The sequence below is a fragment of the Undibacterium sp. MH2W genome (genome assembly GCF_049340215.1).
Taxonomy (GTDB): domain Bacteria; phylum Pseudomonadota; class Gammaproteobacteria; order Burkholderiales; family Burkholderiaceae_D; genus Undibacterium.
In genome coordinates this window covers 407,373-422,791 of the sequence record NZ_JBMPPA010000003.1, presented here as the reverse complement: position 1 = coordinate 422,791, position 15,419 = coordinate 407,373, and the positions used below count along the sequence as shown (strand labels likewise).

Here is a 15,419-nt window from a genome sequence, read left to right as displayed (position 1 = left end):
CCCCACCTAAAAAATGGGGTTTGTTTTTTTATAGGCGAAAAAAAAGGACTCTTGCGAGTCCCATTATTTATTCTATTGTGGGTTGTGTTTATCGTTGATTTCTGAAGTATTTTTTAAATCGACTCCGCAACCCATAGTCAACAGTCGCCCATTCATTGGGGCAGCGAGCACCACGTTCTTGAGGAAGTTTTACAAAATTTGCTGCCACTGCTCCTCTCGAAGAGTTGGCGCCATAAGCCCAACACGCCAAATTAAAGACTCTTTGCATGTCAAGACTATGTTCATCTGACATTAGTCTTTTCAATTGATCTTGATTTGCGGATGCTATGTCAGATTTTCTTTCCATTAGTCTAAAAAGCCAAATGGTTGGAAGAATTACCGGAATATTTTGAGGCTCAATAAAATTGACTGCATAAAAAACTGCGAATTGATCTGCCACATCTTCTTCTCGACCGGTAACAGGGACATTGTTCACACCGATAACTGCATGACCAAGTTCATGGAAAAATATACCCCAAATTGCTCCATCAATTGTTCTTGCAAATTCAGTTTTATCCAATTTCATCGCTATTTCTTCATCTTCTTTCGCGAGATCAGCAATTAATTCAACCATTTCAAGGCAAAAAACAATAGCTGATTTTGATCTATCAAAAAAAGCATTTGGATTTCCACATGATGTAAATCCTATCCCCAAATTATGATGTAATCGAACAGAGTTATTGACAACAGATACCATCCGTTCAGCTAAATTTGAACGCCGTACAGCTTCTAGAATTTGCCCTTGTCTTTGGGTTTGTGCGTTTCCGTAAAATGGAACTGCTTGTCCTTTCCAAAGTAACTCGGCAAAAGGTAGTTGTGATTGTGCGTGGGATGAAATGCAACAAAGAATTAGTATTGCTGCGGCGAATATGCGATTAAACATTTTGCTCCCTATGTGTAATATGCTTTTTGCTTTTCTGAATATGAATTTTTATTCTAGTGCTTCATTTTGTTTCACAATCAAGAAGTCTTCTTTCTTTCCACCTGTAGCAATGTGCTCAGAAACCCATTTAGGAGCGATTCCGCGACCTGACCATGTCTTACGGTCAGGACCTGCATATTTTGGCTCTACGGGCTTCTTATCGCTGGTTGCTTCTGCAATTTTTTGGCTAATTGGTTTTTCGGTGTAGATCGTAATTGGCTTTACAGTAAAACCTAATTCCTCTGCACTAATTCCGTATTCTGAAATTTTTAATTTCATATCTTCAATAACAGAAGTCAATTCATTTTTACGAAGTTCTTCGGCTTGCTCTTCCAAAGCTTTGATCTGCGCTTTAAGGTCAAGATATGTAGTTGCCATTGGTTTAGCTTTCTTGCTGGTGGTTGTGGTTAAAGTGGTCATTGTATCAATTTTTTAAAAAGGGTTTTTGAATTTAATTATGTGAGTTCAAGCAATAAATTAAGAAGTTCATTTTTCTCTTCTTCTGATATGGTTTTTAATTGTTGTTTTTCTTTCAGAAGTGAAAGCCTCTTTATTTTATGAACATCATCTAAAATGGGGGTTAAATAGTGTTTATTTGTAATATCTGGATTGTCATGTCCAAAAGTACGCAATGCTCCTAATTGTGTATCTGTGGTCATTAAACGATTTTTTACATGCAGTTCATCAAATTTTCTAACTGAAGAAAAACCCAAAATATTTGCAACAAGCAGACTATTGCCGTCAGCTTTTGAAAGTGTTCTTGAAATTGAGGTTTTTCTAAAATCGTGAAACTTTAAATCAAGTTTTAATCTTAAAACTTGAGCCCTAAAAATTCGATCAAAACCTGTGATCGTATAGGTGAAGAATCGACCGTCTTTTGTTTTCGGTTTTAGTGTGGCTAAAAATTCCTGAGCTTCTTTTGTAAGATAAACCTTTCGAGGTTTTCCAGATTTTGTATGAGTGAGTTGAATGTAATTTTCTTTAACCTGCTCTTGCTTTAAAGTGATAACTTCACTTCTTCGCATTGAGGTTATTAAAGACAAATTACATATTTGGTAAAGCTCTGGATTGCTATAATTTTTGAAGTCGTCAAATACAAATTTGATTTCTTCGTCTGATAAAAATCGCTCTCTTTTCAGTGAGTTATTTTTAATCAAATCTCTATCGTAATCACGACAAGGATTTTTTAAACCTTCCAGAAATTCAGAGAAATATTTAACCTTGTTGAATACATTAGAAATTTGAGTGATTTCTCTTTGAATGCTTATGGGCTTCATATTCATTCTTTTTCTTGTTCTAATGTAGTTATTTATATCAATAGGATTAATTTTCCTAATGTCATAAGTTCCAAAAAACTTATAAATTGGATTTTCTGGATTGCCAATGCCTAATTCTTCTTTTTCTTGATAAGTGCTAGATCTATCAAGAATTGAGGTTCTTAAAATGGTATTGAAGAATGAAATAATATTTGCTTTTGATCTTTTTTGAAGTTCGGTTGTAGAGGGTTTTGTTTCAATGTAATCCCGAATATACAACCTTGTGAAATACTCAAAAGTAAAATTGTTTTTATTCTCGTTATCTAATATATATTTCTCCTCTTCGGTCTGTTCAACTGAATAAATTAATCTTTTTCCTCGAACAGTTTTTGAAAGAGTTAAATATTCTTTTGCTTCATTGAAGTCATCAAAAACTTTTGATCTCTGACCCTTAAAGTCTTTACGGGTTATCCTTACGCGGTAGGCAGTTCCAACGGTGCCATCTCGTCGTGTCCATTGGATTTCTTGTATGCCTCTGACTGGTGAACTTGCCACTGTTGGCCTCTAAAAATTGGTTGTTTGATAGGTGAATTTTACAGTGAACAACCAATGATTGCCATAGGGTGTTTTTGTTCTGAAAAGGCTGTGAACCCTTGTAAAACAAGGACTTAGGAGAGAAAAATGACAGAAATTATTGCTCTTGGTGGCGGTTGCTTTTGGTTAACCATAGTGTCATTCCACTTTGGTTTAGCGCGCCGACTGTCTATTATTTTGTTCCAGTGCCGATATTGGTTTGCTTTTTTGTCTGGCGATTACGTTATAACATTCGTAGTGAAAACCCCCACCATGGTTCATTTATGTCAGCATTAGGGATTGTTTTTATTGGCTACACCGGTTTAGCAATCAGTATTTGGCCCAATATCATTCCACCCCACATCTCGATTTGGGCTGCAGCCTCACCGCCGCAGAGCCAAGGGTTTGCACTGGTTGGTACGCTATTTATGTTGCCCTTTATTCTTGGATATACCGCGTGGTCTTATTTCGTTTTCCGCGGGAAAGTGAAGGTCGGCCATGGATACCATTGATACCATAAAACAGCCGCCAAGAAGGAAAGAGGTATGGACCATTTGGTTCCGCCGACTTGGCTGGCTAGGCTTTATTTGGGTGCTGAGCGTCGGTGCATTAGGCGTGGTGGCAGGCGCGATGCGTTGGATGATGCACTCACTTGGAATGCATTAATGATGATCTAAAGCTTGAGGTAGGACTGCCCTCGAACTACCTCGAAACCATCTGAGAAATTGCCCCAGTGTTAACGCTGGGGCGTTAAAGTTCTTTGCCAGTTATGCTCGCTTTGGCGCGATCTTTGATGAGCAGAAGTTTGTTAACCTTGCGTCCCAAGCGCATCAGTTGCATCAAGGACTCAGGAGATAAACGTTGAAGCTCATCAAACCAATTATTCGCTAAGTCAGCCAACTCGTGCATCTCACGAATACGCTTTTGCGCATATGCGTCCGCGTCAGTTTCCGCCTCCGCAATCAACGACTGTCGTAGCATCGATAACGTCGGCTCAATCTCTCTTCTCCGGCGTTCAGCAGCAATCGCTTGGAAAATATCCCAAACGTTTTCGAGCGAGGTGTAATACTCGCGCCGATCACCTGGTATCCGAATAAGGCGCACAATTTGCCAACTTTCGAGCTCTTTCAAGCTCATACTGACATTGGAGCGAGAAATGGATAATTTTTCGGCGATATCTTCCGCATGCAATGCTTCCTCGGAGATGAAAAGCAGGGCGTAGACCTGCCCGACTGTTCTGTTAATGCCCCAGCGGCTCCCCATTTCACCGAAATGAGCAACAAAAGACTCAATAAGTGCCGACATAATTCACTGTTCTCTCAATGGAAATAGGGAACTTATTATAAGCACTTTGCCAATTTATATCTGCCGACGCATAGGTTTGTTTAATATTCCTTCCATGCTCGACACCAACAATGGTGCAAAAAATCAACATGCGATGATGACCGAGGAGGGGAGGCGCGCATGGTCGTCGATGCGCGGTGAGCTTTAATCGGTTTTGATCGTGATGTTGTTCAACAACTCCACTTGGTGACTTTTAAGGCCGAATCACGTCGCTTTCTTAAAAACGGGAGTAAACTGAGACTCGCTCGCTTGAAAAACATGCTTCCACGAGGTTTGTATGTTGGGAAAGTCTCAATCTGAACAGGATCGTCAGTGCTCACGTTTTAAGCCACATGGTGCGATCACCGTCTGGCCAGAGGGAAACCTTATTCGCCTCGAGCTCAAAGGCCCGTTCAACCGCGAATTTTTTGCGTCGTTGCGTTCACTGAACGCCGACTTATATGCCGATCTCAACAGCCAAGGTCCATTCGTTGAGATCGCCGTCTTTCACCACAGCATGCTTATGTCATCGGCCACCATTGATGAATTCGGTGCAGTTCTGTTAGAGCGTAAATCCACCGGCCATGCGCCATTAGCCACCGCCTGGGTGATCAGCCCAGAAATCAAAGACGCGTTCGTCGTCCTACCACATGTCACTAAAAAATTTGAGCAAGCCCAGCGACCTTTTATGTGGTTTAGAACGTTGCGTGAGGCTGAAGAATGGGTGAGAGGTTTTTTAGGGTGAAACAATCAATCTCGTTTTTGCGACCAACTCAACACACTTGCTTTGATTGAACTTCTGCAAAGTAATCAAATGTAATACCAACGATAGAACATTTGACAACACTAAAATAAGTGGATTATTGTCTAATTTTCTCTATTTCTTATTGTCGTTATGCAGTTATCTGAGTGTGTAAAAATACCCGCTGGCAATTTGCGGAATTTTTGTGTTGATTCATGCGTTAATAATTCTTGTCAGCAGTTCTTTGAGTACGTTGATTCAATTCATTTCGCACGAGCTCATCCTGCAAAGTTATTTTCGCACTATTCAGATTCGTCAACTGACAAGATTCGTGTAAAGCTACCGCAAGAGTTACTCTTTAATTCAACGCGTATCGAAATGAGTTCTCGAGACATCCGTGAGCACTTGGTGATTATCTCAATTTGCTCTGCATTATTATTGGCTTTCGCTTTTTTAGCTTCTGTAAAAAGAAGGCGGATCTCTGCGAAATGAGAATGCTTTGGTTTGGTAGGATTTTCTTAGGTGTCATAATAAAACTAAAAACATCAATTTGACATAATATAAATTATACGAAAAGCAGTATATATTTTTCTAGCACCCCACAACGATCGCACGCCGATAATAATCACCAATCAAACCGTCGTTATTCATCTAACTAATCTCATTTATTCAAACATATGACGCACATGCAGTGCCATGTAAAAATGGACGCCCATCGACGTCCATTATAAAGCTGCAACTTAAGCCAGCTTACCCGAGCCAACGTCGTCAAATTGATCCGTTAATTCAACGATCGTCGACACGTCTATCTTTTCAGCTTATGTGCTTACTTGCTGCAAGCTTTGCCGTGGTCAGCGCGGTTGCCGGCTGCTTTGGCTTCGGCTTCAGTCATGTAAGAACCTTCTTTGGTTTTGCCATAAAAAGCGTTGCCTTCGCAATGGTAAACTTTGGTTTTTGTATTGACCCATACTTTACCTGCGCCGCCGCCTGCAGCTGGCGCGGCTGCGGCCGGTGCTGCAGGTGCAGCTGGTGCTGCCGGTTTGGCTTCGGCTGCTGGTGCTGCAGCAGCTGGAGCGCTCCATTCTTTAACGCCTTTGTGGCCAGAGCATGCGCCTTTTTTGCTGGTGCCTGAGTAGCTCGTGCCGTCGTTGCATGTCGCTGAGACCGGTGCTGTTGCATCGGCTGCGCTTGCAGCGTGCATGAATGCGACTGAGCCAGTCACGGAAAATACGCATGCCAACAACATTGATTTGATTTTCATTTTCACACTCTCTCTTGGTTAAGTTAATTAACTACTTTTTTGAACGTCGGCCATTTTGGACAACGCTATTGTCAAAGCCGCTCCGCCGAGCGTCTTTATCAATCCTGCATGTTGGGCATAAAAGTCGCTCATCTGGTCGACAATGCCCGGAGCGAGTTCATGCGCGTGTTGCGCTAAGGCTTGTACTTGTTCTGGTGAAATCTGAGCAGCTTGCTGGGGTGTGATGGTGCCAGTGGCGCCGCCGAGTTGAGCGACGACATCACTCAAAACAGAGCCCGCTGAGCCATTCTGGATGGCACTGATTACCTGAGGTCCCATTGCAGTCAGCAAATGATTGAGCATGCCGGCTTGCTGATCCGATGTGGCTTGCCCAAACAATTGGGCAGCCATTTGTGCAAAAGGTGGCGTCTGATCGGAATGGAACATCGATGCCAATCCTTGACTGAGTAAAGCGGCAGGTGCACCTTGAGCGATCTGATCGAATTGATGTTCAACCGGGTTCGCGCCACCGATGACCTCTTCCAATAAATTCCCTAAACCAAATCCCATACTTACTCCAATTCGATAATGTGACTGACCAATAATGAGGTATGCGCATGTCCTTACATGAGCCTCTTTCTATCTCGATGTTTGTCGAGATGAAATGCAGTATAAGGAAGAAAATTTGGAGCGAATCGCAATTTGCTTAAATTAACATTTTTATATTACTTTGTGGAAATTTTATGAGGGTCAATACGAAAATATTTAAAAAAGAGTGAGAAAGAGATCCGGGCATAGAAATCACAAATCAATGATTAGGGTGACATTTCCCCTCCTATTCCACCGATCAAAAAAAATCTAGATTTAAATAAAGCGTCTATGCAAGATCAAGGGCGCTATCTTTACTTAACTTTACGCATTCACCACCCTTCTTTACAAGTGGTCGATTGAGAATAGCTTGTCCAAAGAGCATTTTGGAAATGTTGGCTCAGGCAGCGAGCGTTTTCATGTTCTTCGCCTGACTTTGATCGATTCACTTTAGGAGATTAAAAATGAGCATTAGTTCCCTCGCGAGCAACAGCTTTTCTATTGCGCACCTCAGTAAGCTCAGTTCGAGCAATCAGACGACGAGTTCTTCATCGAGTAACGATATTAGCGATGCGCCACCTTCACCGCCGCCTGGTGGAGGACTGCTTGATGCGATAACGAAAGCACTCTCTCAGTTAGGCGTATCAAGTCAAACGAGCTCAACGTCTGGCACAAGTTCTTCCTCTAGCTCTAGCTCATCGACAGACGGTTCAACATCAAGTACAACGACGACAGATCCTGCGCAGGCGCTGGCTACCTTTATGCAAAGTTTGATGTCGGCACTTCATGCGCAGTCATCGCAGTCCAGTGATAGTCAGTCGGACTCGACGAGTGACAGCAGTAACAGTGTCTCATCGACATCGGGCACTTCTAGCACTTCGTCCACATCAGGCTATGGGCATCATGGTGGTCCGGGAAGATTAGAAGCGGATTTAAAAAGTCTGATCTCAGAGCTATCTAGCGCTAGTTCGTCAAGTTCTTCCTCGTCGACAAGTACCTCTGGCACGTCTGATACCTCTACTACGTCGACGAGTTCCACTAGCTCAACCGATACAGCGCTTCAACAAAGTTTTCAGACTTTGCTTAGCTCACTGGGTATTTCCAGTAGTAGCTCAAGTAGCTCATCGTTGACGAGTTTTTTGCAGTCGTTGGAGAGTGATTTGCAAAATGCAGGTAGTTCGGGGAATGTGGTGAACACCAAGGCGTAATTGAAGAGTGAAATGCATCGATGTGGCGAAGAACTGTTCAACATAATATCGACGTTTCTTCGCCATCGATTGTTGGGTGTCGACATAGCGCAGCTTCTTTCGAAGCTGGCCTGTCATTGCCGCTTGATTGAATACAGCGGCGATTAGATCCCCATTTTTGCGAGCATCGACCCTAACTCGCGCAATACCGGCTCAAGCGTTGGGTGTTCTGCTGCAAATTTTGCTGATAACGCAACCGAGCGTTCACTTAAGGCGGTATAGACGGGATCGTCTTTAGCCTGATCAGCGGTAAGTACATGATGAATATCGGTATTAAGGTCTTGGAGCAAGGTCTTTAGCTCACCGTCGACCTCAACGGTATCCGATAGTTCAGCATGCAACTGCGTCAACAATTGTTTTACGTGATCGCGATTCATCCTATTCCTTTCATGATCGGTATGGATATGCCGATTTACTGTTGATCAGTATAGGTCGGAACTGGCAACAATTTGTTGTTAGATGTCAATTGTTATGCAGTCACTTCGTCCGCTTTAAAAACCAGCACGACGGCTTCAGCTGCAATCCCCTCTTCACGCCCTAAATATCCAAGTTTCTCGTTTGTTTTTGCTTTGATATTGACTTGGGAAACATCAACGTCAAGGTCTTCGGCAATATGCCGCACCATGCTGGGGATGTGCGGTGCCATTTTAGGGGCTTGTGCAATGATGGTGGCATCGAGGTTGCCGATGTCATAGCCAGCTTCGCGTAGTCGTTTGGCTGCCTCACGTAACAATACTCTCGAATCAGCGCCAGAAAAACGGGGATCTGTGTCTGGAAAATGACGCCCGATATCGCCAAGTGCTGCTGATCCAAAAATAGCATCCGTAATCGCGTGAAGTAAGACATCGGCGTCTGAATGACCCAACAAACCTGTTTTATGTGGAATATCGACGCCACCAATAATGAGTTTTCTTCCCGCGACGAGCGCGTGGCAATCGTACCCTTGTCCGATTCGAAATGGCGGTAATTTATTTTTCATAAGTATTCTCTGATGGTTCTACAACTGAATTGTTTTCTAATAAGGCAAAACACACCACGGTGCTTTGCCAATGCATTACAAGTAGCGTTTAATTTGTTCCAAATCTGCTGGAATGGTCACTTTTAAATTACAGACATGTCCTTCAATGAGCAGCGGGCAATGCCCCGCCGCTTCAATGGCGCTCGCTTCGTCGGTGACCTGATGTGCCGCATCTAAGGCGTCGCATAACAATTGAAAACGAAACATCTGCGGTGTTTGGGCCAGCCACAAGCCCTCTCGGGGTATTGTTTCTACTTTACCTTCATGGACCCGTTTGACCGTGTCGACGACGGGCATCGCAAGCAGCCCACCAACCTCATGGCCCCCTACTTCTGCGAGTAATTTTTCTAATAAAGCCGACGTTAATCCTGGGCGGGCCGCATCATGAACCAGCACCCAGTCTTTAATGTCAACGTTAGATGAAATAGCTTGCAAACCTTGTCTCACGGAGTCTCTTCGTGTTGCTCCACCGCACTTTAAAACAGTTAAGCCTTCTGCATCTGCTAATAAATCATCAACGAAGCCATCCTCAGGACTGACGACGACATAGGTGTGCGAAATTGCTTGAAAGCGAAGAAATGCGTCGACGGTGTGTTGCAAAATCGACTTGCCGTTAACAATCAAATATTGTTTGGGAGTAAGACTTCCCATCCGACTTCCAACCCCTGCAGCGGGGATGAGGGCCACATAACGAGGCGTTGGCGAAGCTTGTTCAGTGTGTTCGTGCATACAATCTTTTGCGGCATTCTGAAGACAGTAGCCCATTCGTTTATAATAAGCCCTCATTTTAACCGCGTATTTCATTCTGTACGCGGTTCCTTCAGCTGGTTTTACGGTATCTTCCTTTTTCAGCCGCGATGTCATTCGATTTCAAGAAATCTTTAGCAAAACCTGGCCACAGACTGGCCCTTCCCACATTACATGGTTCCGCGGACGCCTTCGCATTGTCGCAAGCGGCAACGGCACTCAAAGCGGAAAAGCGAATGTTGACGGTCTTCGTCGCCAATCCTGGGGATGCGCAAAGGTTACGGGATGAAATGCCTTGGTTTAATCCAGAACTTCGTTGTCATTTACTGCCGGATTGGGAAACACTGCCTTACGATGCGTTTTCGCCGCATCAAGATTTGGTGTCGGAGCGGCTTGCGAGCTTGCATGAGATCCAAAATGGCAATTGCGATGTACTTTTAGCCCCAGCAACAACGGGACTGTTACGGATGGCACCGCCCTCCTTCTTGGCCGCTTATACTTTTTTCTTCAAAAAAGGCGATACCCTTGATGAAGCAAAATTAAAGTCGCAATTAACGCTGGCAGGTTATAGCCATGTGAGCCAAGTGATGTCGCCTGGTGAATATTCTGTGCGTGGCGGCCTCATTGATCTCTTTCCGATGGGATCTGCACTGCCCTATCGCTTGGATTTATTCGGCGACACGATCGAAACCATCCGTACCTTTGATGCAGACACCCAGCGCTCGCTGTACCCAGTCCCGGAGGTGCGTCTGCTGCCGGGGCGTGAGTTCCCAATGGATGAGCCGGCCCGCGCTGCGTTTCGCAGTCGTTGGCGCGAAACGTTTGAAGGTGATCCTTCTCGCTCATCCATTTACAAAGATATCGGTAACGGCATCGCTTCTGCTGGGATTGAATACTATTTGCCACTGTTTTTTGAACAAGCGGCTACCCTATTCGACTACCTGCCACCCAATCCGCACTTTGCTTTGGTGGGTAATATTGATGAAGCCATTCAACGGTTTTGGGTTGATACCCGTTCTCGGTATCAATTTCTGAAAGCAGATCGGGAAAGGCCCGTTTTAACGCCTGAGACCGTCTTTTTGCGCGATGAAGACTTTTTTGCTGCACTGAAACCACAGGCGCGTTGGGTGATTGCCGCGACAGAAAAGACCGCAGAAGCGTCTGACATTTCTGTATTTTTACCTGATATTGCAGTGAATCGTCGCGCAGATGATCCACTGATTAACTTGCGCTCTTTCTTGTTGCAGACCGATAAGCGCGTGATGATTTGCGCCGAAACGCTTGGGCGTCGCGAGACATTACAGCAATACTTTAACGAATACGCTATTCCGCTGACCCTCTGTGAGGGTTACACCGATTTTCTCACTGCGAATGCTAAGGTCATGCTGGGGGTCGCACCGCTCCATGCAGGTTTCATTCTCAATGAGGGTATTGCCTTTGTGACGGAGGCTGAGCTTTATGCGGGAAGCGGCAAGCGAATTGGTCGTAAAAAACAAGAGGCTGTCACGCAAGTGGAGCACATGGTGCGCGACCTGTCGGAGCTCAAGATTGGGGATCCGGTCGTGCACAGCAATCACGGGATTGGCCGTTACATGGGCCTCATCAGCATGGATCTCGGTGAAGGTGATACGGAATTTTTGCATCTAGAATATGCGAAAGAAACAAAGCTGTATGTGCCTGTTGCGCAGTTGCATGTGATCTCTCGTTATTCAGGTGCTTCACCTGATGACGCTCCTTTGCATACGCTGGGTTCTGGTCAGTGGGAAAAAGCGAAGAAAAAAGCTGCACAGCAAATTCGTGATACTGCCGCGGAGCTACTCAATCTGTATGCCCGACGTGCGGCGCGCCAAGGCCATGCATTTGAATATTCCGCTAAGGACTATGAAGCCTTTGCTGAGAGTTTTGGCTTTGACGAAACCCCGGATCAGGCTGCAGCGATCAATGCCGTGATTGGTGACATGACTTCTGGAAAGCCGATGGACCGCTTGATTTGTGGTGACGTAGGCTTTGGTAAGACCGAAGTGGCATTGCGCGCAGCGTTTGTTGCAGTGATGGGAGGAAAACAGGTGGCGATCCTCGCCCCAACGACCCTCCTTGCAGAGCAGCATGCACAAACGTTTGCTGATCGCTTCGCGAATTGGCCGGTCAAAATCGCCGAATTGTCCCGCTTCCGCTCAGGAAAAGAGATTAATGCAGCAATCAAAGGCATGGGTGACGGCACGGTCGATATCGTCATTGGCACCCATAAATTGCTATCGGACGACGTAAAGTTTTCTCGTTTGGGTCTTGTGATTATTGATGAGGAACATCGTTTCGGCGTTCGTCAGAAAGAGGCTTTAAAGTCGCTACGTGCTGAAGTGGACGTACTGACCTTAACGGCGACACCTATTCCGCGTACCCTGGGTATGGCATTGGAAGGTTTGCGGGATTTTTCTATTATTGCGACCGCGCCGCAAAAGCGCCTTGCGATCAAAACTTTTGTTCGAAGTGAAGATAACTCGGTCATCCGCGAAGCATGTCTGCGGGAGCTCAAACGTGGTGGACAGGTCTATTTCCTGCATAACGAGGTAGAAACTATTGAAAACCGCAAGGCAATGCTCGAAGCCTTATTGCCAGAAGCGCGGGTTGTTGTCGCGCATGGCCAAATGCATGAACGTGATTTGGAAAAAGTGATGCGGGACTTTGTGGCGCAGCGTCATAATATCTTGCTATGCACGACGATCATCGAAACCGGGATCGACGTACCAACCGCCAATACCATCATCATGCATCGTGCCGATAAATTTGGTTTGGCACAATTACACCAGTTGCGCGGTCGCGTTGGTCGATCACATCACCAGGCCTATGCCTATTTGCTCGTGCACGACGTACAGGGTTTAACCAAGCAAGCAAACCGTCGTTTAGAAGCAATTCAACAGATGGAAGAACTGGGCAGCGGCTTTTATCTAGCAATGCATGATCTGGAAATTCGTGGCGCGGGTGAAGTGTTGGGTGATAATCAATCAGGCGAAATGCATGAAATCGGCTTCCAGATGTATTCCGATATGCTCAATGAAGCTGTGAGATCGCTGAAAAACGGTAAAGAGCCGGATCTTGCTGCTCCTCTGGCAACGACGACAGAAATTAATTTACATATTCCTGCCTTATTGCCGAACGATTTTTGTGGTGATGTCCATGAACGCTTATCGATCTACAAACGTCTTGCGAATTGTACGAAAGCAAACGCCATTGATGATATGCAAGAAGAAATGATCGATCGTTTTGGTAAATTGCCAGAGCAGGTGCAATCATTGCTGGAGACGCACCGCTTGCGCGTGGCTGCGAAACCGCTCGGCATCATTAAAATCGATGTACATAGCGAAGCAGCCAGTTTGCAATTTGAACCGCAACCACCAATCGATGCTATGCGCATCATTGAATTAGTGCAAAAAAACAAGCATATCAGACTCAATGGTCAGGACAAGTTGCGTATCACCGCAGCCATGCCAGATCTTGCTAGTCGGGTTGCGCAGATTAAGTCCACTTTGCGTGCGCTCCAATAACTTCACCGTATCAACGTCATTGAATTTGAATTTTATTTGCCTAACGTTAGCAACCCATGACTACTCAACAGATCACCATTCAGTCTTTACTTCCGATTGATCAACAGCATCACGTCTTTCTCCAATTGCTCGATATGGCGCAATGCACCGAGGTGACAATGATCAACGACAAAGCATTAAGACTTGACCATGCCACAGTCACGACAGAAAGCTGGGTAGAGATTCAGTCGCTCTGTTTTGGAATGCAATGGGATGTGACCGCTCTCCCCTCGCCACTTTCCCTCAGCGATTTTAAACTCGTGGCGATGGATATGGATTCCACGTTGATCACCATCGAATGCATTGATGAGATCGCGGATATGCAAGGTCTCAAGGCGCAAGTGTCTGAAATTACTGAGGCGGCGATGCGAGGTGAGTTAGAGTTTCAAGAAAGCCTGACACGTCGGGTTGCGCTGCTCAAAGGTCTCGATGCGAGTGCGTTGCAGCGGGTGTTCGATGAGCGCCTTCAATTGTCGCTGGGAGCGGCTTCGATGCTCAAGGCCGTGCAAGCTGCGGGTTTAAAGACGCTGTTGGTCTCGGGTGGGTTCACCTTCTTCACAGATCGCATGAAATCACAGCTTCATCTTGATTATAGCCATGCGAACGTTCTTGAAATCGAAGATGGAAAGCTCACTGGCAAGGTCGTTGGTACCATCGTGGATGCGACTGAGAAGCAACGTACAGTGGAGCGTGTTTGTGCCGAATTAGGTATCTCGACGCGCCAAGCAATTGTCATGGGCGACGGTGCAAACGACCTGAAAATGATGGACATTTCTGGTTTATCGGTGGCGTTTAGAGCAAAACCGGTGGTACGCGCACAGGCTGATGTGGCATTGAACTTTGTGGGGCTGGATGGACTTCTGCCTCTGATGCAATAGGATCGGTCCAATGACTGACAAAAATAGCTACCAAACACTGATTGGTAGCTATTTTTTTTCGTTCCTACCAGTGTAAAATAAAATAGTACGGACGTTCGATTATATGAGTTAAAATAGATTGACCACCTTGCCCAACGAGGCCGGGGCGCTATCACCTACCATACGCAACAATGCGAGGAGACATCGATGTTTGAAGAATTTATGGGGACCATGCCGGTCGCAGAGCGTCAAAAATTTGATATCGGCACGTTAGCAGACTATATGCGGCAGCATGTCGATGGTTTTGATGCTGCGATGGCGGATCAATTAGTCGTAACCCAATTTAAGGGTGGCCAATCGAACCCTACCTTCAAACTCAGCGCCGGAAATCAGCATTATGTGATGCGTGCTAAACCCGGACCCGTAGCGAAACTTCTCCCTTCTGCCCATGCCATTGAACGCGAGTTCAAAGTGATGGATGCTTTAAATAAAGCCGGTTTTCCAGCAGCAAAACAATATGCGCTTTGTGCCGATGAAAATGTCATTGGTCGCGCGTTTTACATCATGGAATTTGTTGATGGACGGGTGTTGTGGGATCAATCACTTCCCGGCATGACGCCCACTGAGCGAGCCGCAATTTATGACGAGATGAATCGGGTCATTGCCCAGCTTCATACTATTGACTACGCCGCTATTGGGCTTGCTGATTACGGAAAACCCGGAAATTACTTTGCGCGTCAGATCGACCGTTGGACGAAACAGTACCGCGCTTCAGAAACAGAAAAAATTGAGGCGATGGATAATCTGATTGCTTGGTTACCCCATCACATCCCTGCTGGCGATGACACCAGTATTGTTCATGGCGACTATCGCCTCGACAATATGATGTTCCATCCGACGGAACCACGTATTCTGGCGATCTTGGATTGGGAATTGTCGACACTTGGACATCCTTTGGCGGATTTTTCTTATCACTGCATGAGCTGGCATGTCACACCAGGACAATTTCGCGGCATTAAAGGTATCGACTATCAAGCACTAGGGATTCCGAGCGAAGAAGAATACATTGCTAAGTATTGCGAGCGGACAGGTAAAACCATCCGTTCTGAAGATTTCAATTTCTATTTGGCGTATAACTTGTTCCGCATGGCGGGTATTTTGCAAGGTATTATGAAGCGCTATGTGGATGGTACTGCCTCCAGCGCACAAGCGAAAAAATCTGGCGAAGCTGCCCGACCTATGGCTGAATTAGGCTGGAGTTACGTCAGCAAAACAATGCGCTGATA

Annotated in this window: 16 protein-coding genes; 7 read left to right on the top strand and 9 right to left on the bottom strand. The window is 45.4% G+C overall.

The genetic code is table 11. From position 1 onward, the window contains the following. Positions 1-88: 88 nt before the first annotated feature. Genes ACO0K2_RS09820 through ACO0K2_RS09810 form a run of 3 tightly spaced genes read right to left on the bottom strand, consistent with a single transcriptional unit; the run spans position 89 to position 2,772 of the window. The gene (locus ACO0K2_RS09820; protein ID WP_423018188.1) at positions 89-922 is read right to left on the bottom strand and encodes a DUF4344 domain-containing metallopeptidase; all 834 of its coding nucleotides are present in this window, start codon (positions 920-922) and stop codon (positions 89-91) included. Between the two features lie 48 nt (positions 923-970). Further along, the gene (locus tag ACO0K2_RS09815) at positions 971-1,381 is read right to left on the bottom strand and encodes an H-NS family nucleoid-associated regulatory protein (RefSeq protein WP_423018186.1); all 411 of its coding nucleotides are present in this window, start codon (positions 1,379-1,381) and stop codon (positions 971-973) included. Between the two features lie 35 nt (positions 1,382-1,416). After that, on the bottom strand, positions 1,417-2,772 hold the full coding sequence (locus tag ACO0K2_RS09810; RefSeq protein ID WP_423018184.1) for a site-specific integrase: 1,356 nt from the start codon (positions 2,770-2,772) through the stop codon (positions 1,417-1,419). A gap of 155 nt (positions 2,773-2,927) precedes the next feature. Between ACO0K2_RS09810 and ACO0K2_RS09805 the strand changes: the two genes are divergently transcribed. Together ACO0K2_RS09805 and ACO0K2_RS09800 are read left to right on the top strand one after the other, a co-directional pair. Next, a complete protein-coding gene (locus ACO0K2_RS09805) occupies positions 2,928-3,302 on the top strand; it encodes a cytochrome d ubiquinol oxidase subunit II (RefSeq protein ID WP_423018182.1) in 375 nt (124 codons plus the stop codon). Beyond that, positions 3,289-3,456 carry a DUF2474 family protein gene (locus tag ACO0K2_RS09800; RefSeq protein ID WP_423018180.1) on the top strand — a complete coding sequence of 56 codons (168 nt, stop codon included), beginning with the start codon at positions 3,289-3,291 and terminating at the stop codon, positions 3,454-3,456. Before ACO0K2_RS09805 ends, ACO0K2_RS09800 begins: the two co-directional genes overlap by 14 nt. Before the next feature lie 84 nt (positions 3,457-3,540). Here the strand turns inward: ACO0K2_RS09800 and ACO0K2_RS09795 are convergent, their stop codons facing one another. Then, entirely contained in the window at positions 3,541-4,095 is a 555-nt protein-coding gene (locus ACO0K2_RS09795; protein WP_423018178.1) for a GbsR/MarR family transcriptional regulator, read from the bottom strand. A 316-nt stretch (positions 4,096-4,411) separates the two neighbouring features. Between ACO0K2_RS09795 and ACO0K2_RS09790 the strand changes: the two genes are divergently transcribed. After that, a complete protein-coding gene (locus tag ACO0K2_RS09790) occupies positions 4,412-4,858 on the top strand; it encodes a hypothetical protein (protein ID WP_423018176.1) in 447 nt (148 codons plus the stop codon). A gap of 823 nt (positions 4,859-5,681) precedes the next feature. Here ACO0K2_RS09790 and ACO0K2_RS09785 read toward each other — a convergent pair. Next, a complete protein-coding gene (locus tag ACO0K2_RS09785) occupies positions 5,682-6,116 on the bottom strand; it encodes a hypothetical protein (protein ID WP_423018174.1) in 435 nt (144 codons plus the stop codon). Positions 6,117-6,143: 27 nt separating this feature from the next. Next, on the bottom strand, positions 6,144-6,665 hold the full coding sequence (locus ACO0K2_RS09780; protein WP_423018172.1) for a hypothetical protein: 522 nt from the start codon (positions 6,663-6,665) through the stop codon (positions 6,144-6,146). A 482-nt stretch (positions 6,666-7,147) separates the two neighbouring features. Here ACO0K2_RS09780 and ACO0K2_RS09775 point away from each other — a divergent pair, with 482 nt between their 5' ends. Continuing rightward, positions 7,148-7,891, top strand: coding sequence for a hypothetical protein (locus ACO0K2_RS09775; RefSeq protein ID WP_423018171.1), 744 nt, complete (start codon positions 7,148-7,150; stop codon positions 7,889-7,891). Between the two features lie 143 nt (positions 7,892-8,034). Here the strand turns inward: ACO0K2_RS09775 and ACO0K2_RS09770 are convergent, their stop codons facing one another. The 3 genes from ACO0K2_RS09770 to ispD form a co-directional block, all read right to left on the bottom strand. Further along, on the bottom strand, positions 8,035-8,307 hold the full coding sequence (locus ACO0K2_RS09770; RefSeq protein ID WP_423018169.1) for a DUF4404 family protein: 273 nt from the start codon (positions 8,305-8,307) through the stop codon (positions 8,035-8,037). A 92-nt stretch (positions 8,308-8,399) separates the two neighbouring features. Next, positions 8,400-8,909, bottom strand: coding sequence for a 2-C-methyl-D-erythritol 2,4-cyclodiphosphate synthase (gene ispF, locus ACO0K2_RS09765; RefSeq protein WP_423018167.1), 510 nt, complete (start codon positions 8,907-8,909; stop codon positions 8,400-8,402). Between the two features lie 75 nt (positions 8,910-8,984). Next, positions 8,985-9,677, bottom strand: a complete 693-nt coding sequence (ispD, locus tag ACO0K2_RS09760; protein ID WP_423018165.1) for a 2-C-methyl-D-erythritol 4-phosphate cytidylyltransferase — start codon at positions 9,675-9,677, stop codon at positions 8,985-8,987. Between the two features lie 128 nt (positions 9,678-9,805). On the opposite strand from ispD, the gene mfd reads away from it, so the two are divergent. From mfd to ACO0K2_RS09745, 3 genes are all read left to right on the top strand, one after another. Then, positions 9,806-13,237 (top strand): transcription-repair coupling factor, encoded by a 3,432-nt coding sequence (gene mfd / locus ACO0K2_RS09755; RefSeq protein WP_423018163.1) that lies wholly within the window; start codon positions 9,806-9,808, stop codon positions 13,235-13,237. Positions 13,238-13,293: 56 nt separating this feature from the next. After that, positions 13,294-14,154: a phosphoserine phosphatase SerB gene (gene serB, locus ACO0K2_RS09750; RefSeq protein ID WP_423018161.1), complete on the top strand. Its 861-nt coding sequence runs from the start codon at positions 13,294-13,296 to the stop codon at positions 14,152-14,154. Positions 14,155-14,340: 186 nt separating this feature from the next. After that, a complete protein-coding gene (locus tag ACO0K2_RS09745; protein WP_423018159.1) occupies positions 14,341-15,417 on the top strand; it encodes a phosphotransferase in 1,077 nt (358 codons plus the stop codon). Positions 15,418-15,419 lie beyond the last annotated feature (2 nt).

What these genes read in the sequence shown, in the direction of transcription:
- ACO0K2_RS09820 (WP_423018188.1), bottom strand. Translation starts at nt 922, where the DNA reads ATGTTTAATCGCATATTCGCCGCAGCAATACTAATTCTTTGTTGCATT.
- ACO0K2_RS09815 (WP_423018186.1), bottom strand. Translation starts at nt 1,381, where the DNA reads ATGACCACTTTAACCACAACCACCAGCAAGAAAGCTAAACCAATGGCA.
- ACO0K2_RS09800 (WP_423018180.1), top strand. Translation starts at nt 3,289, where the DNA reads ATGGATACCATTGATACCATAAAACAGCCGCCAAGAAGGAAAGAGGTA.
- ACO0K2_RS09795 (WP_423018178.1), bottom strand. Translation starts at nt 4,095, where the DNA reads ATGTCGGCACTTATTGAGTCTTTTGTTGCTCATTTCGGTGAAATGGGG.
- ACO0K2_RS09790 (WP_423018176.1), top strand. Translation starts at nt 4,412, where the DNA reads ATGTTGGGAAAGTCTCAATCTGAACAGGATCGTCAGTGCTCACGTTTT.
- ACO0K2_RS09785 (WP_423018174.1), bottom strand. Translation starts at nt 6,116, where the DNA reads ATGAAAATCAAATCAATGTTGTTGGCATGCGTATTTTCCGTGACTGGC.
- ACO0K2_RS09780 (WP_423018172.1), bottom strand. Translation starts at nt 6,665, where the DNA reads ATGGGATTTGGTTTAGGGAATTTATTGGAAGAGGTCATCGGTGGCGCG.
- ACO0K2_RS09775 (WP_423018171.1), top strand. Translation starts at nt 7,148, where the DNA reads ATGAGCATTAGTTCCCTCGCGAGCAACAGCTTTTCTATTGCGCACCTC.
- ACO0K2_RS09770 (WP_423018169.1), bottom strand. Translation starts at nt 8,307, where the DNA reads ATGAATCGCGATCACGTAAAACAATTGTTGACGCAGTTGCATGCTGAA.
- ispF (WP_423018167.1), bottom strand. Translation starts at nt 8,909, where the DNA reads ATGAAAAATAAATTACCGCCATTTCGAATCGGACAAGGGTACGATTGC.
- ispD (WP_423018165.1), bottom strand. Translation starts at nt 9,677, where the DNA reads ATGCACGAACACACTGAACAAGCTTCGCCAACGCCTCGTTATGTGGCC.
- mfd (WP_423018163.1), top strand. Translation starts at nt 9,806, where the DNA reads ATGTCATTCGATTTCAAGAAATCTTTAGCAAAACCTGGCCACAGACTG.
- serB (WP_423018161.1), top strand. Translation starts at nt 13,294, where the DNA reads ATGACTACTCAACAGATCACCATTCAGTCTTTACTTCCGATTGATCAA.
- ACO0K2_RS09745 (WP_423018159.1), top strand. Translation starts at nt 14,341, where the DNA reads ATGTTTGAAGAATTTATGGGGACCATGCCGGTCGCAGAGCGTCAAAAA.